We start from the raw sequence: 19958 nt of genomic DNA, 5'->3' as shown, positions 1-19958 counted from the left end.
CACAACTACCTTCTATTACTCAAAATCGGCCCGAATTCAGTTAAATCGAGAATGTCATTAGCTAATCCAGCATTAACAACAGCTTGCGGCATACCGTAAATAGTACAGCTTTCTTCATTCTGCGCCCAAATTGTGGCTCCTTGCTGTCGTAACATTTTGGCACCATCACGACCATCAGCACCCATACCAGTCAAAATAATTCCTAGCACTTTATTTCCATAGCTTTTTGCTGCAGAAGCATAAGTAACATCAACACTTGGCTTGTAGGTTAAACGCTCATCTCCCGGCATAATTCGAATTTTATCCAAACTACGAGGATCAATAATCATCTGATGACCACCTGGAGCCAATAGAGCACGACCAGGCATCAAACGATCACCATCTTCAGCCTCTTTTACTGAAATTTTGCATTGCTGATCAAGACGGGTAGCAAATACCGACGTAAACGTTTTAGGCATGTGCTGGACCAACAAAATAGGATGTGGAAAATTAGCAGGTAATTGAGTCAATATTTGCTGTAGGGCAGCAGGCCCACCAGTTGATGACCCAATAACCACAATCTTACACCCAGAAGGAACTGAAACTTTTGATGCAGATTTATAAGCTGTAGATTTCTTTATTTCTGGCTGTGCAGGCTTAGCTCTTAGTTGCGAACTCGCCGAACGCTCCCTTAATGTCGAGCCTGAAGGGTAACGCGGTTTTTCAATGGGCCTTGTTGGCCTAGCAGACGGTGTTGAGCGAGTCGTTTTACTTTCAGCCTCTGGTCTAAACACCATTGATTTACTTTTACCACTTCCAACATTATTTGGAGAGATAAACGTACTACGAAGCTTAGAGTGACGAGATCGACCAAGTTCTACAACTTTATCCCTTAGTTGCTTTTCCAAAGACGCAGAATGCTCCATCCAAGCGCGCATATCCTTAGATAGATAATCGAGCGCACCTGCTTCTAGGGCTTGCAGTGTCACTTGCGCTCCTTCATGAGTTAATGAAGAGAGCATCAGTATATTAGTTGGGCATTCCCGCATGATCACCCTGACCGCTTCAATGCCATTCATTTGTGGCATTTCCACATCCATAGTGATCAAGTCGGGTTTAAGTTTTTTGGCCTGCTCAACTGCTTCCATGCCGTTTTGAGCAGAACCAACCACTTCTATTCGACTATCTCCTGAAAGCAAGTCAGTAATACGGTGCCTAAAGAAACCAGAATCATCTACTACCAGTACCTTAATAGACATCTTTAATTGCTCTCATTCAGGTACATCAAGAAGCGTGATATTTCAGCAAGTTCGGAATATCAATAATCAGTGCGATACGGCCATCACCTGTAATTGTTGCGCCAGACAGACCCGGCGTTCCGTGCAAGATTGTACCTAAAGGCTTAATTACAACCTCTTCCTGACCTACTAACTGATCAACTACAAATCCAACGCGCTGAGTACCAACCGTCACAATAACTACGTGGCCTTGCTCTGGTAAGTCTGCACTTTGTTGACCACCGATCAACCAACGTTTGAGATGAAACAAAGGCAATGCTTGGTCACGTACAATAATCACTTGCTGACCATCAACAACATTTGTCTTAGTCAGATCAAGGTTAAAGATTTCATTAACATTTACTAATGGTAATGCAAACGCTTGGTCTTCCAAAATAACCATCAACGTTGGCATGATTGCCAATGTTAGAGGTACCTGAATCGCAATACGCGAACCTTGACCAATTACAGAATCAATATTCAACGTACCGTTCAGCTGGGTAATTTTTGTTTTAACTACATCCATACCCACGCCACGACCAGAAACATCAGAAATTTCTTTCTTAGTTGAGAAGCCAGCCGCAAAGATCAGATTAAAGCACTCTTGCTCAGTAAGACGACGAGCAGCTTCAGCATCCATCATGCCTCGCTCAATTGCCAGATTACGCAGTTTTTCTGCGTCCATACCAGCACCATCATCCTGAATAACCAATAGAATATGATCACCTTCCTGCTCGGCAGAAAGTAATACATGGCCTTCTCTTGGTTTACCTGCAGCTTCACGAACATCTGGCGATTCAATTCCGTGATCTACGGCATTTCGAACCAAGTGAATCAAAGGATCGGCAAGCGCTTCAACCAAGTTTTTATCTAAATCGGTATCTTCTCCGCGAAGCTCTAAGCGAATCTCTTTTTTCAAGTTACGTGATAGGTCACGAATCAAACGCGGGAATCGACCAAACACCTTCTTCACAGGCTGCATTCGCGTTTTCATAACTGACATTTGTAAGTCAGCCGTCACCATATCTAGCGTACCTAATGCCTTCGCCATCTCTTCGTCTTCACGTGTAACACCAAGACGAACCAAACGGTTTCGGACAAGAACTAGCTCTCCCACCATGTTCATGATTTTGTCTAGCAAACGCGTATCTACACGAACATTGCTTTCTGCCTGAGGCTTAGCTTGCTGATGCGCAGCTTTCACTGCTGCCGCTGCCGCTTTTTCAGATTTTTCGGGGGCAGGCGCCTGAGCTACAGGTGCAGCTGGGGCTGGGGCTGGAGCAGGTACTGGTGCTTGTACTGGTACTGCTGCAGCGGGTGTGGTGGCTGGCGCTGTATTTTCTGCAAACGCACCTTTACCCTGAGATTGCAGCTCATCTAACAGAGCTTCGAATTCATCTTCAGTGATAAGGTCATCACCGCCTGCTGGTGCCGCTGCTGCTGGTGCTTTTGAAGCGCCCTCAGAACCAGGACCTTTACCTTGACCATGAAGTTCATCCAGCAAAGATTCGAACTCATCTTCAGTGATCAACCCATCATCAGCCCCACTCTCTTCAGCAGGCGAAGGGCCTCCCAAATCATCCAAGAGCATATCAAATTCATCTGAGCTCTGATCTGCATTATTTACTACTGGTTCAGGTACAGGTGCTGGCGCGGCTTCAGGTGCTGCCGGGGCTGGAGCAGGTGCTGCTTCAGCAGGTGCTGGAGCTCCGCCACTAGCAAAGGCAATGAGCGCCTGAATTAGTTGTGGATCAGCATTTTCTGGCTCTTGACCACCTCTTACGGCGTCAAACATCACGTTTACAGTATCCAGTGCCTGCAGTACTACATCCATCAGTTCCGGCGAAACCTTAATCTCGCCATTTCTCAACATATCAAAGAGATTTTCTGCGTTATGGCAACAATCAACCATAGGCTCAAGTTGTAAGAAACCTGCACCACCTTTTACGGTATGAAAGCCACGAAATATTGCGTTGAGCAGATCACTGTCATCTGGACGCTGTTCCAGATCGACTAACTGTTCAGATAATTGCTCAAGGATTTCACCTGCTTCTACAAGGAAATCTTCAAGAATCTCCTGATCCACTTCCAAACTCATACGGCGCTCCTCTTAAAAACCCAGGCTAGAAAGCAGGTCATCAACTTCGTCTTGATTGCTGACAACATCAGCACTGTCTTTGTTGACCTGCGGCCCTTCAGCCTGAATAGGATTCTTTTTATTATCCTGTTTGTCATCTTCAGGCGCTGTTAGCACCTCGATGCCCGACAATTTTTCAACCTGCGCAGCCATCTCCATCAAACTAACTAAGTGCGTTTCAACATTTGTCACTAAGTTAATAACTCGACGGATCAACTGACCTGTAATATCTTGATAGCTCTGAGACACTACAATATCGGTCAACTCTGACCGCAAAGTTTCAATTGTCTTTTCAGATTCTTCTTTTACTGCACATGTACGGTCATAGACGCCATTCAAATTGTCGTGCTCTTTTTCCAATTGACCAACAAGCGACAATAGATCCTTAAACCGTTCACTCTGTGAATCTAAACGATCAACCAGACCCAGTGCTTTATCAACACGATCCATGGTCTCATGTGCATTTTTTTCTGTAACTTCAATAACATAATTTAGACGATCTGCCGCATCAGCATCTTTTGGTGCCGCATCATCATCTAATTCCAAGCTAGTTCCAAGCTCAGTAGAAAAGGCTTTAATTGCTTCATGCAGGCCACGAGTCAGGTGACCCACTTCGCTAAAGAAGGTCTTATGTCTGAATTCGTGAAGCTCTTGAATCAGATCCATGGCTTCAGAGAGGTTCCCCTCATTGAGGACGGAAACTAATTCTTGAGCCTTCAACTGCAATTCCATTTCGAAGCGCCCTACACCTTTATCTGTTCCTGCAATCATTACAACGGACCTTATTTCTTAACCTAGGCGTTCAAAGATCTTATCAATCTTTTCTTTCAGCACTGCCGCAGTAAATGGCTTAACTACGTAGCCGTTCACCCCCGCCTGCGCCGCCGCAATAATCTGCTCTTTCTTAGCTTCAGCTGTAACCATAAGCACAGGCATATGAGCTAAGTTAGGATCAGAACGAACTTCTTTTAAAAGATCGATACCGGTCATTCCTGGCATATTCCAATCAGTGACCAGAAAATCAATTCCCCCTTGTTTGAGGATTGGTAGTGCAGTCTGACCATCATCCGCTTCCTGAACATTTGTCATGCCCAGATCACGCAATAGGTTTTTAATAATTCGTCTCATTGTGGAGAAATCATCCACTACAAGAATTTTCATGTCTTTATTCAAGACGGCCTCCTGTTAGAACTACGCAACTCATTGAGTCTACACTTAATTACCGCAATTACGTTGAGTCTGGTCAACCCTTTTTACTGCCAATCACTTAGTCGTGAACGCAACCTTAACGCTGCTTGACTATGGATCTGACTAACTCGAGACTCACTTACACCTAATACTTGACCAATTTCTTTTAAATTGAGCTCTTCATCATAATAGAGCGCTAACACCAACTTTTCCCGTTCTGGTAAGTTATTTATAGCTGTAGTTAGCGCTTTTAAAAATGCTTCTCGCTCAAAATTTTTATTTGGACCCGGGTCATCATTTGCAAAAGACTCCCCTGGACCTTCATGTTGAGGATTGATCATCTCCTCAAAACTAAAGAGTCTGCTATCTAAACTATCCTTAAGCAAATTATGGTAATCAGCAACACTGATACCCATCTCTTTAGCCACTTCTGAATCTGTTGCATCGCGCCCTGTTCTAGCTTCTATCTGCTGGATAGCTTCTGTTACGCGACGACTATTTCGATGTACTGAACGCGGCGTCCAATCGCCACGGCGTACCTCATCAATGATGGAGCCACGAATGCGGATCCCTGCATAAGTTTCAAAGCTTGCTCCTTTCGAAGCATCGTATTTACTTGCGGCTTCGAGTAAACCGATCATACCTGCTTGTATAAGATCATCCAGCATTACGGTCGCAGGCAAACGAGCAAGCAAATGATGTGCAATACGTTTAACTAGCGGCGCATACTGCTCAATTAGCTCTTCACTCGTTTGTAATTGCAGCTGGTTGTACATACCGCCTCTTTGCTAATCCGAAGAACGAACTCCCTGAACGAGTCGTTCAACAAAAAACTCTAAATGACCTCGGGGCACAGTTTGAACCGGCCACCCATTTACTTTATTCGCTAATTGACGATATGCCAAGGAGACTTTGCTCTTTGGAAACGCTTTTAAAACAGCCACTTGACGCTGAACCGCCTTACGAACATTTTCATCATAAGGGATTGATCCTACATATTGAAGCGTCACATCAAGAAACCTATCAGTAACTGTTAATAACTTCCCGAACATATTCCGCCCTTCCTGCTCACTTCGCACCATATTGGCCAGAACACGGAAGCGGGTCATTTTATAATCCCGATTTAACAGTTTAATTAAAGCATAAGCATCGGTAATTGAGGTGGGTTCATCACAAACAACAACTAAAACTTCTTGTGCAGCTTTAACAAAGCTCACCACCGAATCAGAAATGCCTGCTGCCGTATCAATAATAAGAACATCAGTATCGTCAGCAACCTCATTAAAAGCATGTATTAATTCTGCATGCTCATGCGGGGACAATGCTGTCATCTCTTGTGTACCAGATGAAGCAGGTACAATTTTTAGATGCTCGCCTACGTCCAGCATAATATCCTTTAGGCCACATTCACCATTCAGAACATCAGCAATATTCTTTTTCGGGCGCAAACCTAACATCACATCGACGTTTGCTAAACCTAAATCAGCATCCATCAATATAGATTTATGACCTAGATCACCTAATGCAAGCGCCAAATTCACCGAGACGTTAGTTTTACCAACGCCGCCTTTACCACCGGTTACCGCAATTACTTTAACGGGTTTATGTTGATTCATTATTAATTCCCACCATTAACCCGTTTTATAAATAGAATCGAGTGCAGACATTTTCTTTTCTGCTTCGATAGCGCGTTGAGCCGTTATAACAGCTCGACTAACCAACTCATGTTTTTTGGCAATATCAATATCATCAGGAATACGTTGCCCATCAGTAACATAGGAAACAGGCAAACGCTTTTCAACGATCAAAGAGATTGCCTCACCTAAGCTGCCAGACTCATCCATTTTACTCAGAACACAGCCATTTAAACCTAAGCCCTGATAAGCATTAAACGCCTGTTCGACAACCCTACGTTGACTACTACAAGAAACCACCAAAAGCTTTTTGAGACGCAAGCTTACACCTTCTAGCATGGCCAACTGAGCCTCACTATGCGGCTCATTGGCGTTAAGTCCAGCCGTATCAATCAGCACTAATCGTTTATTTCGAAGAGAATGAAGAACATCATCCAGACTGTTACTTTCATCAACAACCCGGACCGGAACATCTAGTATTCGGCCAAAAGTCCGCAATTGTTCATGCGCAGCTATTCGATAAGTATCCGTCGTTACTAACGCCATACTCGAACTGCCGTATTTCAATACATGACGCGCAGCAAGCTTACCAATTGTTGTTGTTTTACCGACACCAGTAGGACCAACAAAAGCAATCATTCCGCCACGCTCAATGAAATCCTCTCCCATCACAGGAATTGCATCTGACAAGCGGGTCAAAGCATTTTTCCATGCCTTGTCCGGCGCCAAACCTGACTCAACATGAGATAGAAGATGCGTAGATAATTTTTCACTCACACCTAGCAGCTCAAATTTCTTCTGTAATGGTGATTTTGCTGGCGCGGAAGCTTGCACATTACCTTGAGCTAGAACTTGCTGACTAAGAAGGTTTTTAAGCTGTGCAATTTCATCCTGCATTGACTGAATAAGATGATCAGCCCCGTCATTAAGCGGAGCAGCAGACATGGACAGCTCATTTTGGAGATCCAACCCCAAGCCTAATTCATCAGTAGCTGGCTGTTTGATAAAATTCTGATGAGCAACATTAGCTTTCTGCCTCTGCCTTTGCTTAAGCGAGGTCAAAATTTCTCTGAGATCATCATCTTGCTCGATCTGCTTATTTACCTGCCCAGGAACGTCATAATTTTGACTATCCTGTTTACCTTGCGCTTCCGCAATCTGCATTCGCGCCTTTTGCAGCTCCCCTTCTAAGTCTCGGTTAGAAGCACCAGTACCTGTCAGGACATCAATCTGAGATTGTCGCTTTTGCGTTTTCTTTTGCTTGCGGGAGAACTCTTGTTGGGCAGCCTCATAGTCATTTTCGTGCGCAGCCACAACCTCAACCCCACCAGCAACACGATGATTAGACACGATCACAGCATCAGGACCTATCTCATCCCTAACCCGCTGCATTGCCTGGCGCATATCTGGTGCAAAAAAGCGTTTTACTTTCATATCAATTCCTTATCGGCCACCACAAGCTGGGCTAAAGTACGTTTATGCCGCATTTTCCCCTCCCACTGTCGAGACAATCGTGACCTTTTTATTTTCAGGAATTTCCTGATAGGAGAGCACATTAATCTGGTGCTCTCCATACCTTACAAATTTAGCCATAAGCGGTCGCACTGGTGCTGCAACCAAAAGAACGGATGGACGCCCCATCATTTCTTGCTGTGTTGCAGCTTCAGACAGAGAGGACTGCAGCCTCTCAGCCATACCAGGCTCCAACACCAATCCATTATCTTGCCCCTGCTGAACAGAATTCAGCAAGAGCTGTTCCAATTGCGGAGCTAAAGTAATGACTGGCAGCTCAGCCTCAGATCCATTAATGTTCTGCACGATCAAACGTGATAAAGAAACCCTTACTGCCGCCGTCAGAGCCAATGGATCTTGAGTTCTATTAACCGCATCCGCCAAAGATTCCGCAATCGTACGAAAATCTTTTAACGGCACCTGCTCCATCAACAAATTTTGAAGTACCTTAAGAAGAATACTGAACGACAATTTAGCTGGAACCAACTCATCCACCAGCTTCGGAGAGCTCTTCGTAAGCATATCCAATAGCTGCTGAACTTCTTCATGCCCCAATAATTCATGGGCGTGAGACTGAAGCAACTGATTCATATGTGTTGCTACAACTGTCGAAGCATCGACCACCGTATAACCCAATGATTGTGCATGTTCTTTTTGCGACTGTTCAATCCAGATCGCATCCAAACCAAACGCAGGATCTTTTACCTCTACCCCCTGCAATTTGCCAAACACCTGCCCAGGATTAATAGCCAGTTCACGATCAGGGTAAACTTCTGATTCACCTACCACCACACCCATCAAAGTAATCCGATACGCACCAGGCAATAGATCCAGATTGTCTCGAATATGTACCGATGGCACCAGAAAACCTAAGTCCTGCGACAGCTTTTTCCTCACACCCTTGATGCGGCTCAACAACTGACCACCCTGCATCTTGTCAACCATGGGAATTAACCGGTAACCCACCTCAAGGCCAACCATATCGACTGGCATAACATCATCCCAATCAAGCTCTCTCTTCTCGGCCTCATCCTCTTCAGGCATTTCAGCTTCTTGCTGCGCCTGTTCCTCTTGTACAGCCTCTTTCTCAACCTGTTTTTTGTGAATCCACCAAGCACCACCACCGGCAAGAAGAGCTAAAGACAAGAAGGCAAAATGCGGCATCCCTGGGATAATACCCATGATGGTAAGAATACCCGCAGCCACAGCTAAAGCCTTGGGCGATGCAAACATCTGCGATACAACCTGACCACCCATATCATGGGCAACGTTCTGACGCGTTACCATAATGGCCGCAGCAGTTGAAAGCAGCAATGACGGCACTTGCGCAACCAAACCATCACCAATGGTTAGTAGTGAATAGAAACGCATAGCAGTTTCAAAATCGAGATCGTGCTGCAACATCCCAATACCAAGACCACCCAAAAGGTTGATCACAAGAATCAAAATACCAGCAACCGCATCACCACGAACAAACTTGGAAGCACCATCCATCGAGCCATAGAAGTCTGCTTCTTGCGTCACATCCTCTCGCCTTGCTTTTGCTTCCTCTTGTCCAATAAGACCTGCATTTAAGTCAGCATCGATCGCCATCTGCTTACCCGGCATCGCGTCCAAGGTAAAGCGAGCACTTACTTCCGAGATACGACCCGCACCTTTGGTCACAACAACAAAGTTGATAATAATTAGAATAAGGAAGACGACAAAACCAACAACGTAATTACCGCCGATAACGACTTCACCAAAAGCCTCGATCACTTTACCGGCTGCATCGCCCCCCTCATGACCATAGAGTAAAACCACACGAGTCGATGCTACATTTAGAGCAAGACGCATCAATGTCGCAACAAGGATAATGGTGGGGAAAATTGCAAAATCTAGCGGGCGATTTGAGTAGACACAAACCAATAGAACAACAATTGAAAGCGCAATATTAAAGGTAAAAAGCACATCCAATAAAAAAGGAGGTACCGGCAACGTCACCATTGCCAAAATAACAAGCAGCAGTAAAGGTACGCCGATATTACCGCGCCCTAAACTTTTAACATTGTCTAAAATAACTGCCTTATCCACTCAGACCCCAAACGTCAAAAAAACATCACAACAACAATAAACACTCAATTCATCTTACAAACAGACATAGGTAGAGCAATAAAATCTGATGTTTTTTTGACGAATAGTTATACCGACTCTAAATTCTGCAATTTTTGCGCCAATTAAAGGTCATCTTTAAATTCATCAGGGATAGGTAATTTATCTACTTGTAAGTTACTTGGACGCTCAGCTTCACGCTCTTTATATCGCTTCAACTGGAATACATAAGCAAGCACTTGAGCCACAGCCATATACAAGCCAGATGGAATCTCGTCATCTATTTCAGTGGAGTTATAGATCGCACGCGCTAAAGGCGGCGCAGAAAGGATAGGAATGTCATGTTCATCGGCTATTTCTCGGATCTTTAATGCCACAAAGTCCGCTCCCTTAGCCACTAGGATCGGCGCACCACGCCCTTCGCTCTCGTATTTTAAAGCGACAGAGTAGTGAGTCGGGTTGGTGATAACTACATCAGCCTCAGGCACTGATTGCATCATTTGCCTTTGAGCAATTTCACGCTGTAACTGCCTAATACGCCCCTTCACCTCAGGTTTACCTTCAGTGTTTTTAAGCTCATCCTTAACCTCTTGCAAGGTCATTTTCATTTTTTCTGTATAGTCGTACAACTGATAAGGCACATCTACCACAGCCACAAGAATCAAAACTGCACTCAGCGCCATAAAAACCCAAATAATGGTCTCTAATGCCGCATCTATTGCGGGTCGCGCCTCAAAGGTACCCAGCGCCAACAGATCCCCCCTAATTGTCCATAAAATCAATATGGCAAATCCACCGACAAGCGAGAACTTTGCAATCGCCTTAAAAAGCTCAATCAATGACTTTAGGGAAAACATCCGCTTAAGGCCTGCTAAAGGATCTATTCGGCTACCTTTAGGCGCAATCGATTGCGCACTGAAGTTCCAGCCCCCTAAAGCAATAGGCCCAACCAAAGCAGCGATTAAAAGAACTCCAAATATTCCAGCTAAGCCCATGAGCGATTCTTTGGCTGAGATAGCGAAATGAGCCAACATTTTCTTAGGATCAAACACTGCATCTCTATCGAGAACAAAATTACTTTCCATAACGCCGAGCATGCTGTTGGCGAGCTGAGCACCGAAAACAATTACAGAAAAAACCGCAGCCATAAGCACTAGCGTTGTCGCCAGTTCTTTCGACCGCGGAACATCCCCCTTCTCCCGAGCCTCTTTTATTCGCTTGGGCGTGGGGTCTTCTGTTTTTTCCTGACCAGAATCTTCAGCCATAATCGCGCATCACAGAAAAAGGTTCTCGATATAATCCAAAACAAAGGCAGATATCCGCATATACTGATCTAAAAAACCACCTAAGTTCACCCAGTTAATAAATAAGCCAAGCACCATGGTAAATGGAAAGCCTACCGCAAGAATATTTAACTGCGGAGCAGCTCGAGACATGATACCAAACGCCATATTTACCACTAAAAGAGCCGTTACAGCCGGTAATGCCATAAGCATAGCAGCAGAAAACATCCAACTACCTGCCATCAAAATTCGCCAGTAACTCCTTCGATCTATTGCTTCCAAACTTATAGGAACAACATCAAAGCTTCGTACAACTATTTCAATCATAACCAAGTGGCCATTAAGCGCCACAAAGATCATCATAATCAATGTTAGATAAAACTGACCCAACATAACGACCGAGATACCATTAGCAGGGTCTGTCATTGACGCGAAACCAAGACCCATCTGAAGTGCGATCATCTGACCACCTAAGACAAAGACTTGGTAAAACACTTGAAATAGAAAACCCAGCATTGCCCCAACCAGAATCTGCTGAGCAATAATTAGATAGGTATTAAAATGTAGACCATCGAATTCAGGCATCGCCGGTAGCAATGGCGCGACCACAACAGTTACAGCTAGAGCCAAAAACAAACGCACACGGGCATTAACAAGCTGACTACCTAGTAAAGGTACAGCCATAAAGAATGAAGCAATTCGAAAGAAGGGCCACAAGAAGGCCGCTACCCACTGTTCAATCTGCAGAACACTCAGTTCAAACAAAGGGCTAACCTATAAGGTAAGGAATGTTTTTCACTAGAGTAGTGAAATGCTCAGTCAACTTGGTTAAAAGCCAAGGACCTGCCCACATAATTACAATAATTGTGATTATGAGTCGAGGCAAAAAGCTCAACGTCTGTTCGTTAATCTGTGTAGCCGCTTGAAAGGTTGATACAGCTAGACCCACTATCAAGCTTGGCACAATCAAGACACTAACAATCAAGACTATTAACCAAAACGCCTCGCCAAAGAGACTAAGTACGACTTCGGGTGTCATATCTCCTCCTTAGCTATATACCAAAACTGGCGGCTAAAGTTCCAATCACCAGCGCCCAACCATCCACTAATACAAATAGCATAATTTTGAACGGCAAAGAAATAATTACTGGTGATAGCATCATCATACCCATAGCCATCAATACACTAGCAACCACCAAGTCGATAACCAAAAAAGGAATAAACAGCATAAAACCGATTTGGAATGCTGTTTTTAATTCACTGGTTACAAATGCAGGCACAAGCACGGTAAAGGGTATCTGCTCAGCTGTTTCTACGGCTGGACTACCGGAAATTCTCATAAAGAGATCAAGGTCGCTCTCTCGGGTTTGCAGCATCATAAAATCACGAAACGGCCCACTTGCCGCTTGAAACGCCTCAAACACACCCATCTCTTCATTAACATAAGGCGTGACAGCCTGCACATACACCTTATCCAACACTGGTGTCATAATAAACAACGTTAAAAACATCGCCATACCGACCATAATCTGGTTTGACGGCGTCTGTTGCAAACCTAAAGCCTGCCGAAGAATCGCAAAGACAATGATAATACGGGCAAAAGAGGTCATCATCATGAGCATTGCTGGCAAGAAGGTCAGCATTGTCATGAGTGCAAGCACTTGAAGTGTCACACTGTAATTACTTTCACCATTTTCTCCGGTTGTAAGCGTTACAGCCGGAATCCCCACATCAGCAGCGCTAGCCAAATGCGGAAAAAGAAAGGAAGCAAGAAGAATTGAAACTAACTTAATCAGCCTCATCAACGCTCCGTCGCTTTGAAATAGCTTCTCCTAGGCGTGCAGCAAAGCTCTCACTCGGCTGATCATCAACAATAGGCTCATCAAAAGCGTGCAGATGAGAAACACGACCTGGCGCCACACCTAGTAATAGCTGCTTATCACCAACCTGGACTAACACTGCTTTCTCACGTGTACTCAAAGGCAATACGCTTAAGACCTTCATATGGCGAGCCATTGGCGTAACACCGCTAAAACGTTTAAAGCACCAAGAAAGGATAAAAATCATGCCAATGACAAACAGCAAGCCTAATAACAATTGCATGAAAGCAGCTGCAGAGAATGGCTCTTGATAGGTTGCAGCAGGCACGACTGAAGGCTTTGCACCCGAAGCAGTTTCAACACCCAACGCAAAAGCAGTGGGCGAGATAATAACAAGCAAGCATAACAACCAAGAACGCATAGATTACTTAAGACGCTTGATTCGTTCTTGAGGACTGATCACATCGGTCAGACGAATACCGTAACGATCATTTACAACAACCACTTCACCATGTGCGATAAGTGTTCCATTAACCATAACATCCAAAGGCTCACCCGCGACGCGGTCTAACTCAATAACAGAGCCCTGATTAAGCTGTAAAAGATTACTAATTGGAATATCCGTTTGACCTACCTCCATAGAGAGCGTGACCGGAATATCCAAGATTACATCAAGCTTAGGATCTGTAACTGGGGTACCTTCATCAGTTAATTCATCTAACTCAACTGAATCACCCGTTACACCTGTTTCGGCAAGCAAAGCATCAGGGTCGACAGTTTCGCCACCCTCTTCGGTGACCTGCTCTTCCATGGCCGCAGCCCATTCGTCGGCTAACGCTTGCTGGTCTTCAGTTTCATCACTCATTGCTTTTGCTCACTCTAATACAATCGCTTGCACATTTACTTGGGGCGCTGGATTTGATCAACTATTTTAACGGCCAAATTCCCTCGGGAAACACCCATAGTGCAATTATAAACAGGTACTTTATTAGCTTTTAACTCAAACGTTTCAGGCAGTTCGATCGGTATAACATCACCAGCCTCTAATTCCAAAACATCACGTAAAGTCATATCTTGCTGTGCAAGCGTCATCTCTAATGGCAAACCGGCCATTAAAATATCTCGCTGTAGAGCGATCTGCCAACGCTCGTCTTTTTCATCTTCGCTATTTTGGAAACCAGATACGAGAACATCTCTAATTGGCTCCAACATTGAATACGGCATCGCCACATGAAACTCACCCGACCCACCTTCCAAATCCACCTGAAAGGTACTAACAACCACAACCTCAGTAGGGTTAATAACATTTGCCATTGCCGGATTCATTTCATGACCGAGATGTTCGAAAGTGAGGTCTTTCACTGGAGCCCACGCCTCCTCCAGATCAATGAAGAATTGCTCTAAGGCTTTGTGAATTAGGCGTGTTTCAGTAGGTGTAAATTCTCGGCCTTCGATCTTAGCATGACGACCATCGCCACCGAAAAAGTTATCTACCAGCTTAAATACCAGCTTAGCATCCATAATAAACAGAGCGGTACCACGCAGTGGATTGACTCTAATTAGGTTCATACTGGTAGGAACATACAAAGTATGGATATAGTCGCCGTACTTCATCACCTGAACACCACCCACAGTCACATCAGCAGCGCGGCGTAACAGATTAAAAAGGCTTATACGGGTATAACGTGCAAAACGCTCATTGACCATTTCGAGCGTAGGCATACGGCCACGAACAATTCGTTCATGACTTGCAAGGTCGTAACCTCGGACTTCGCCTTCTTCTACTTCCGCTTCTTCAGATGTTTCAACATCACCATCATCGACACCATGTAATAGAGCATCGATTTCATCTTGCGAAAGTAAGTCTTTGACCGACATTTAGGAATAATCTCCTATCAGCCCAAATAGCATTACTGCATAACCATGTTAGTAAACAAGATTGTTTCTACACCCGGTTTACCAATTTTTTCCTGCATAATTTCACGCACGAGTTCAGTAGAGCTTTCTAACAAAGCCTCTTTACCTTCAACCGTTTGCAGAGTACGGAACTCTTGAGTGCTATATAAATTATTTAGACGTGAAACAATTAAAGGCATATGCAGGGTTAAAGCATCAGCCACAGCTTGATCGCGACTCTTAGCCTCGACATACAATTGCATATAATGCGGTCGGTTATCATTTGACTGCAGAGTCACAACAAACATCGGCTTACCACCCATAGTTCTCACTTTGGTGTAGATAGCCTCAGCTCGAACAGGCTCAGCCGGCGCAGCTTCCTCAGACGCAGACTCACTATCACCACCTAAGAAAAATAAAGCAGCTGCAGCACCACCACCGCCGACAACAACAAGCGCAAGCACAGCAATGATGATCAACTTGAGCTTAGATGATTTCTTTTCGCCGCCCTCAGCGCCTGTTTCCTGCTCTTCAGCCATCTCTATATCTCCAACAAAAAGCGCGATACTCTACAGTATGAACCACATATCGCTTAAACAGTATTGCGCCTAATATAACACACTGATTTTAAGGCTGAAGATCAAGAACACACAAAAATACTATTTAGAGCAAAGAGCCTTGTAAAAGCATAGATTATATTAGCTAAACAAAGCTCACAAACTGCTCAATTACGCGTAATAATCCACAAGAGATACCGACCGAGCATTTTCTGGTTTAGCCCCCTCTTCCCCTTCGGCACCAACGCCTCCTCCATATTGATTACCAGAACCATCGCCGTCTGCAAACTGCTCTCGTCGTTGCTGATCTGCGGACTGATCAGAAACAGAGGAATCCTGCAACGCCAAGCCCTGCTCTGCAAACATCTCACGTAATCTCGGCAAACTTTGTTCAACCGCATCCCTTACATGAGCATGAGGCGAGGTAAAGTTAAGACTCACCTGATCCTGATTGATATTCACTCGAATATTCAGAGACCCTAACTCAGGTGGGTCTAACTTAATCTCTGCGACTCGCGTATTTTGGGCGGCAATCATGATTGCTCGCTCGCCCAACGCATTGTTCCAAGCAGGCGTATTCACTTTAACATTCTGAGGCATCATCAAATTTTGCCCCTCAGTAACAACCTTTTGAGCCGCTGTAGGCGAAGCAGAATTAACCTGACCAATAGTATTTGAGGCCAAACGCTCCACTACCTGTGTAGCTGTCACATCCCCTTTTTCACTTGCAGCCACTTTTTGCATCAGCTGTTGAGTCATATCCAAAGCGGATTCAATCTTTTTAATGCTACTGTTATCAGCCTGAGGATTCAGAACCAAATCCGATTTAGCGCCTTGTACAGATACTGGTGGTTCTGTTACTGCACGATTAGCTGATTTAGCAGCATCCACTTCAACCTTTCTTGCAGTTGGGTCAAACAGCTTCACTTCATCAGTGCCGGCAACTGGATTTTCACCTTTAACTGGAGCGGACTTTATATCCGCCTGAGCATTTACAGATGGTACACCAACCTTAACGGACGGATCATTAGCTACTGCCTGCTGTGAATTAGACATATCCGCAGCAGCATTAACTGTAACTTGAGATTGCTGAATATTTTGCTGACTTAGAGACTGCTGAGTAGCTTGCTGATTTTGAATATTTGAAGCAGGAACATCAGCAACATTTGTAACATTTGCAGCATTTGCATTGTCTTTCGCAACTAAATTTTGATGCGAATCCTGAACCTCAGTGAGTTGAACTGAATTTGCAGATGTAGCCGCTGAAGCTTTAGAGGCAGTACTCTTAACATCTACTGACGGCTGAGTTTGAGAATTACCCGCCCCTTCAATAGAAGCTTGAGCAGAATTTGCATTAGCGCGCGAAGCTTCAACTTCTTGCTGAGTAGAATCAACCTCTGCATTTGGATCTAATGTAGCAGTCTTCGGCGGAGGAGTAATAACAACTTTATTCTCGCCACCCACCGTAGCTACACCAGGGTTACTCGGAACCGAAACAACTTTATCCGAATCAGCATTTGAAGGAAGAGTCCCTACCTCTTTCTCACTATCACCTTTAACCGGCATTATTGGCTGCTGTTCAGTGTATTGTCGTAACGCCCTTGCCAACTCAGCACTAAGCTCTGGAGGCAATTGAGAATCTTTAGCCGATTGTTGCTCTAATAGCTGTGCAATTTGACGAAGCTGATCCTGCATTTGCTCTTCTGGCAGCAATTGGTCTAACTTCTGCGGCAACACATCCCCTTCTTGCGGCAACATCCCGCCGCCAGAAAACTTAGCAACAGGGACGTTAGAGTCGGCCTGCTGATTAAGAACTGCACCAAAACCACCTAACAAAGGAACAGTCCCAGAGGCCACAGACGGCGAATCCTTAGGGGTTATAGATAAATTAAGAGATAATAATCCGCCTCCAGTAGACGGGGATACTTGCTCACTCATTTCAGGCTCCTATTAATATTGCCTGATTTGAATAAAGCAAAATGGAGGCCAATCTAGATAAAAGGTGTTTTTATAGTTTGAGAGCGTTCATCTAATTGCTTCTGCAGCGCCTTTTCTTCTTCAAGCTGCTCAGTCTGAATTGCCTTATCCGTAAGTTTCTGTAGGCCCTTCATTCGCGCATATGCAGCTTTCCAATGCTGCTCAACAGCTTGAAGCTCTCTTCTATTCTGGGCCATGGCATTCGCTTGAGTCGATTTTGCTTGTTGAATTTTTTCCAAAAAAGCCTGCTGAGTGTGCAATTGAGCACCCGTACAACCTTCAGCATGAGCCCCTAAGTAACTCTGCTGATATTCAGATACATACTCATCCAATTGAGCCATGGTCCGCTGATCTTGCTCAACACGCTGACGGCTCGCAGCTAAAAACTGATCTGCTTGTTTTTTCTTTTTTTCAGCCAGATCCAAAACTAACTGCAAGCGCTTGGAACGTTTACTCATTTTTGCAGCCCATTAGTTACTACAGGTCGACGCAATTGCTGCTGTTCAGGCTCTGCATTAGGTGTTGGCGGAGTAGTCAGAATCATCACCATTTGCTGCATAGACTGCTGCAAAGGAAATGCCTCATTAATCCCCTGCCTTAAATAAGCATTCATCGAAGGTAAGTTATCCATAACAAAATCAGTGTCAGGATCACTACCTTTGACATAAGCTCCGACATTAATCAGATCTTCATTCTGCCTATATTTAGAGTATAACTGCTTAAAGCGCATTGCCATCTGCAGATGATCAGGCTGAATAATTTGCGGCATAGCTCGACTGATAGAGGCTTCGATATCGATTGCAGGGTAATGCCCCTGCTCAGCCAAACGACGAGACAATACCACATGCCCATCAAGAATCGCCCTAGCGGAGTCTGCTACCGGATCTTGCTGATCATCACCTTCGGTCAACACCGTATAAAATGCAGTAATTGAGCCACTTCCAGCTTCACCGTTACCTGCTCGCTCAACCAATTTAGGAATTTTAGCGAATACCGAAGGCGGGTAGCCTTTTGTTGCAGGCGGCTCCCCGACAGCCAACGCAATTTCACGCTGAGCCTGCGCATATCGAGTCAAGGAATCCATTAGCAAAAGAACATTTTTACCCTGATCCCTGAAGTATTCTGCAATCCGAGTAGATAGCTGAGATGCACGCAAGCGCATTAAAGGAGAGTCATCTGCGGGTGAGGCCACAACAACTGAGCGCTTTAGACCTTCCTCGCCTAAACTATGCTCAATAAATTCTTTAACTTCTCGACCACGCTCACCGATTAAGCCCACAACAATGACTTCGGCCTCAGTAAAGCGAGTCATCATACCAAGCAGCACAGATTTACCTACACCACTACCAGCAAACAGGCCCATCCTTTGACCCCGACCAACAGTAAGTAAGCCATTAATGGTCCGAATACCAACATCAAGGGTTTGCTTAATAGGATCTCGCAATAATGGATTGATAATATCCCCAGCCAAGCCCGTTTCCGCTTCAGGTTGAAGAGGACCTTTACCATCAATAGGCTGACCAACCCCATTCAACACCCTGCCTAGAAGGCTCATACCAACAGGCACTTTACCCGAGGCACTTAAGGCAATAACTTTGGTTCCAGATTGCAGACCCTCAATAGGGTAAAGCGGCATCAAATAGATACGATCACCAGAGAAACCAACAACCTCAGCTTCGATCTGCTGATCTTGGGATAATTCTATATAACAACATTCACCTACAGCACATTTAATACCGACCGCTTCAATTGTTAGGCCAATCATACGAGTAATACGCCCCTCAATTCGGGGCTGAGGCGTGTCTAGACGATGTTTTTGATATTTAGATAATCGATCCAGTAACTCACTCATGAGCTTGCGCCGAATCACTTTCTACGTTGGAAAGGAACTGCTTAACCACTGTCGCAAAATGCTGATCTAAATGATGCTCAACTACAGTGCTTGCAGCTTGAAGCTCGTAACTACCTTGAGAAATATTGTCATCAACAAGATATTCCAAGGTAACACCTGGCATTAGCAGCATTTTCTCTAGATAAGGAAGATCATTCTTATTAACTTTGGCAACAACTGTACCTAAAGGCTCTGGCACACTTCGTAGCGAACCACTAATAGACTGCAGCAACAACTCCTGTCTAACAGATAGCTCAGCTCCAACAGTAGCCTCAGCCAATGAAACAACCATATCAACTAACTGCTTTTCTATTTTTTCAGTTTGCTGCTTTAAAGGTAGCTCAAATTCAGACAGCATATTGCCTAATAAGGCTTGAAGACGCAGAACTTCAGCTTCACCTTGCTGAAATCCTTCTTTATATCCCTGCTCTTTTCCTTCTTCAGCCCCTTTAACTCGACCTTCTTCAAGCCCTTTAAGGCGCCCTTCTTCAAGCCCTGCAGCCAAACCTTCAATTCGCGCTGTTTCACGAATCTCTTCCAGTTCAGCTAGGGTAATTTTTTCTGCGGCTATAACTTCTTCAACGACTGTTACTTCAACAGGATCTTTTTGCTGCAAGCCAACTATATGCTGACCTGCAACTTGCGGCAGCTCCCACCCTACGAGCCCAGAAGCCTCTTCAGCTTTTATGCGTTTAAAACCTTTATTTTCAGACATA

The 19958-nt window shown here is 44.6% G+C and carries 20 protein-coding genes; all 20 read right to left on the bottom strand.

Translation table 11 applies throughout. From position 1 onward, the window contains the following. Nucleotides 1–5: 5 nt before the first annotated feature. The 20 genes from ACMXYS_RS02660 to ACMXYS_RS02565 all read right to left on the bottom strand — a co-directional run bounded on the left by ACMXYS_RS02660 (nucleotide 6) and on the right by ACMXYS_RS02565 (nucleotide 19957). Nucleotides 6–1238: a protein-glutamate methylesterase/protein-glutamine glutaminase gene (locus ACMXYS_RS02660; RefSeq protein ID WP_415897496.1), complete on the bottom strand. Its 1233-nt coding sequence runs from the start codon at nucleotides 1236–1238 to the stop codon at nucleotides 6–8. Nucleotides 1239–1263: 25 nt separating this feature from the next. Continuing rightward, entirely contained in the window at nucleotides 1264–3354 is a 2091-nt protein-coding gene (locus ACMXYS_RS02655) for a chemotaxis protein CheA (RefSeq protein WP_415897495.1), read from the bottom strand. 12 nt (nucleotides 3355–3366) lie between these two features. Then, on the bottom strand, nucleotides 3367–4164 hold the full coding sequence (locus ACMXYS_RS02650) for a protein phosphatase CheZ (RefSeq protein ID WP_415883434.1): 798 nt from the start codon (nucleotides 4162–4164) through the stop codon (nucleotides 3367–3369). Between the two features lie 18 nt (nucleotides 4165–4182). Continuing rightward, complete coding sequence (cheY, locus tag ACMXYS_RS02645; RefSeq protein ID WP_040661672.1) at nucleotides 4183–4566, bottom strand: chemotaxis response regulator CheY; 384 nt, start codon at nucleotides 4564–4566, stop codon at nucleotides 4183–4185. Between the two features lie 80 nt (nucleotides 4567–4646). Then, nucleotides 4647–5357: an RNA polymerase sigma factor FliA gene (locus ACMXYS_RS02640; RefSeq protein WP_415883433.1), complete on the bottom strand. Its 711-nt coding sequence runs from the start codon at nucleotides 5355–5357 to the stop codon at nucleotides 4647–4649. Nucleotides 5358–5369: 12 nt separating this feature from the next. After that, the gene (locus tag ACMXYS_RS02635) at nucleotides 5370–6197 is read right to left on the bottom strand and encodes a MinD/ParA family protein (protein WP_415897494.1); all 828 of its coding nucleotides are present in this window, start codon (nucleotides 6195–6197) and stop codon (nucleotides 5370–5372) included. 15 nt (nucleotides 6198–6212) lie between these two features. Then, complete coding sequence (flhF, locus tag ACMXYS_RS02630) at nucleotides 6213–7649, bottom strand: flagellar biosynthesis protein FlhF (protein ID WP_415897493.1); 1437 nt, start codon at nucleotides 7647–7649, stop codon at nucleotides 6213–6215. A gap of 42 nt (nucleotides 7650–7691) precedes the next feature. Continuing rightward, nucleotides 7692–9800: a flagellar biosynthesis protein FlhA gene (gene flhA, locus ACMXYS_RS02625; RefSeq protein ID WP_415883430.1), complete on the bottom strand. Its 2109-nt coding sequence runs from the start codon at nucleotides 9798–9800 to the stop codon at nucleotides 7692–7694. Nucleotides 9801–9943: 143 nt separating this feature from the next. Then, nucleotides 9944–11083: a flagellar biosynthesis protein FlhB gene (flhB, locus tag ACMXYS_RS02620; protein WP_415883429.1), complete on the bottom strand. Its 1140-nt coding sequence runs from the start codon at nucleotides 11081–11083 to the stop codon at nucleotides 9944–9946. Between the two features lie 9 nt (nucleotides 11084–11092). Next, nucleotides 11093–11866, bottom strand: coding sequence for a flagellar biosynthetic protein FliR (fliR, locus tag ACMXYS_RS02615; protein WP_415883428.1), 774 nt, complete (start codon nucleotides 11864–11866; stop codon nucleotides 11093–11095). A 4-nt stretch (nucleotides 11867–11870) separates the two neighbouring features. Next, nucleotides 11871–12140, bottom strand: coding sequence for a flagellar biosynthesis protein FliQ (gene fliQ, locus ACMXYS_RS02610; protein WP_415897492.1), 270 nt, complete (start codon nucleotides 12138–12140; stop codon nucleotides 11871–11873). Between the two features lie 13 nt (nucleotides 12141–12153). Then, nucleotides 12154–12903, bottom strand: a complete 750-nt coding sequence (fliP, locus tag ACMXYS_RS02605) for a flagellar type III secretion system pore protein FliP (RefSeq protein WP_415883426.1) — start codon at nucleotides 12901–12903, stop codon at nucleotides 12154–12156. Continuing rightward, nucleotides 12890–13342 carry a flagellar biosynthetic protein FliO gene (fliO, locus tag ACMXYS_RS02600; RefSeq protein ID WP_415883425.1) on the bottom strand — a complete coding sequence of 151 codons (453 nt, stop codon included), beginning with the start codon at nucleotides 13340–13342 and terminating at the stop codon, nucleotides 12890–12892. Before fliO ends, fliP begins: the two co-directional genes overlap by 14 nt. A gap of 3 nt (nucleotides 13343–13345) precedes the next feature. Continuing rightward, nucleotides 13346–13786 (bottom strand): flagellar motor switch protein FliN, encoded by a 441-nt coding sequence (gene fliN, locus ACMXYS_RS02595; RefSeq protein WP_415883424.1) that lies wholly within the window; start codon nucleotides 13784–13786, stop codon nucleotides 13346–13348. A 35-nt stretch (nucleotides 13787–13821) separates the two neighbouring features. Beyond that, the gene (gene fliM, locus ACMXYS_RS02590) at nucleotides 13822–14799 is read right to left on the bottom strand and encodes a flagellar motor switch protein FliM (RefSeq protein ID WP_415883423.1); all 978 of its coding nucleotides are present in this window, start codon (nucleotides 14797–14799) and stop codon (nucleotides 13822–13824) included. 32 nt (nucleotides 14800–14831) lie between these two features. After that, the gene (locus ACMXYS_RS02585; RefSeq protein WP_415883422.1) at nucleotides 14832–15356 is read right to left on the bottom strand and encodes a flagellar basal body-associated FliL family protein; all 525 of its coding nucleotides are present in this window, start codon (nucleotides 15354–15356) and stop codon (nucleotides 14832–14834) included. A gap of 189 nt (nucleotides 15357–15545) precedes the next feature. Then, nucleotides 15546–17312 (bottom strand): flagellar hook-length control protein FliK, encoded by a 1767-nt coding sequence (locus tag ACMXYS_RS02580; RefSeq protein ID WP_415897491.1) that lies wholly within the window; start codon nucleotides 17310–17312, stop codon nucleotides 15546–15548. A gap of 53 nt (nucleotides 17313–17365) precedes the next feature. Further along, nucleotides 17366–17809, bottom strand: a complete 444-nt coding sequence (gene fliJ / locus ACMXYS_RS02575) for a flagellar export protein FliJ (protein WP_415883420.1) — start codon at nucleotides 17807–17809, stop codon at nucleotides 17366–17368. After that, on the bottom strand, nucleotides 17806–19203 hold the full coding sequence (gene fliI / locus ACMXYS_RS02570) for a flagellar protein export ATPase FliI (protein ID WP_415883419.1): 1398 nt from the start codon (nucleotides 19201–19203) through the stop codon (nucleotides 17806–17808). The genes fliJ and fliI overlap by 4 nt, the downstream gene beginning before the upstream one ends. After that, complete coding sequence (locus ACMXYS_RS02565; RefSeq protein ID WP_415883418.1) at nucleotides 19196–19957, bottom strand: FliH/SctL family protein; 762 nt, start codon at nucleotides 19955–19957, stop codon at nucleotides 19196–19198. The genes fliI and ACMXYS_RS02565 overlap by 8 nt, the downstream gene beginning before the upstream one ends. Between the last annotated feature and the right edge of the window lies 1 nt (nucleotide 19958).

The sequence above is a fragment of the Neptuniibacter sp. QD57_21 genome (assembly GCF_047778075.1).
Lineage (GTDB): Bacteria > Pseudomonadota > Gammaproteobacteria > Pseudomonadales > Balneatricaceae > Neptuniibacter.
This window is presented reverse-complemented; position numbering and strand designations above follow the sequence as displayed.

Bases quoted from the DNA above. Each gene is read 5' to 3' on its own strand.
- flhB (WP_415883429.1), bottom strand. From the start codon at position 11,083: ATGGCTGAAGATTCTGGTCAGGAAAAAACAGAAGACCCCACGCCCAAG.
- fliM (WP_415883423.1), bottom strand. From the start codon at position 14,799: ATGTCGGTCAAAGACTTACTTTCGCAAGATGAAATCGATGCTCTATTA.
- fliQ (WP_415897492.1), bottom strand. From the start codon at position 12,140: ATGACACCCGAAGTCGTACTTAGTCTCTTTGGCGAGGCGTTTTGGTTA.
- ACMXYS_RS02640 (WP_415883433.1), bottom strand. From the start codon at position 5,357: ATGTACAACCAGCTGCAATTACAAACGAGTGAAGAGCTAATTGAGCAG.
- ACMXYS_RS02585 (WP_415883422.1), bottom strand. From the start codon at position 15,356: ATGGCTGAAGAGCAGGAAACAGGCGCTGAGGGCGGCGAAAAGAAATCA.
- ACMXYS_RS02565 (WP_415883418.1), bottom strand. From the start codon at position 19,957: ATGTCTGAAAATAAAGGTTTTAAACGCATAAAAGCTGAAGAGGCTTCT.
- ACMXYS_RS02635 (WP_415897494.1), bottom strand. From the start codon at position 6,197: ATGAATCAACATAAACCCGTTAAAGTAATTGCGGTAACCGGTGGTAAA.
- fliN (WP_415883424.1), bottom strand. From the start codon at position 13,786: ATGAGTGATGAAACTGAAGACCAGCAAGCGTTAGCCGACGAATGGGCT.
- ACMXYS_RS02650 (WP_415883434.1), bottom strand. From the start codon at position 4,164: ATGATTGCAGGAACAGATAAAGGTGTAGGGCGCTTCGAAATGGAATTG.
- fliJ (WP_415883420.1), bottom strand. From the start codon at position 17,809: ATGAGTAAACGTTCCAAGCGCTTGCAGTTAGTTTTGGATCTGGCTGAA.
- flhF (WP_415897493.1), bottom strand. From the start codon at position 7,649: ATGAAAGTAAAACGCTTTTTTGCACCAGATATGCGCCAGGCAATGCAG.
- fliO (WP_415883425.1), bottom strand. From the start codon at position 13,342: ATGCGTTCTTGGTTGTTATGCTTGCTTGTTATTATCTCGCCCACTGCT.
- ACMXYS_RS02655 (WP_415897495.1), bottom strand. From the start codon at position 3,354: ATGAGTTTGGAAGTGGATCAGGAGATTCTTGAAGATTTCCTTGTAGAA.
- ACMXYS_RS02580 (WP_415897491.1), bottom strand. From the start codon at position 17,312: ATGAGTGAGCAAGTATCCCCGTCTACTGGAGGCGGATTATTATCTCTT.
- ACMXYS_RS02660 (WP_415897496.1), bottom strand. From the start codon at position 1,238: ATGTCTATTAAGGTACTGGTAGTAGATGATTCTGGTTTCTTTAGGCAC.
- fliI (WP_415883419.1), bottom strand. From the start codon at position 19,203: ATGAGTGAGTTACTGGATCGATTATCTAAATATCAAAAACATCGTCTA.
- fliP (WP_415883426.1), bottom strand. From the start codon at position 12,903: ATGAGGCTGATTAAGTTAGTTTCAATTCTTCTTGCTTCCTTTCTTTTT.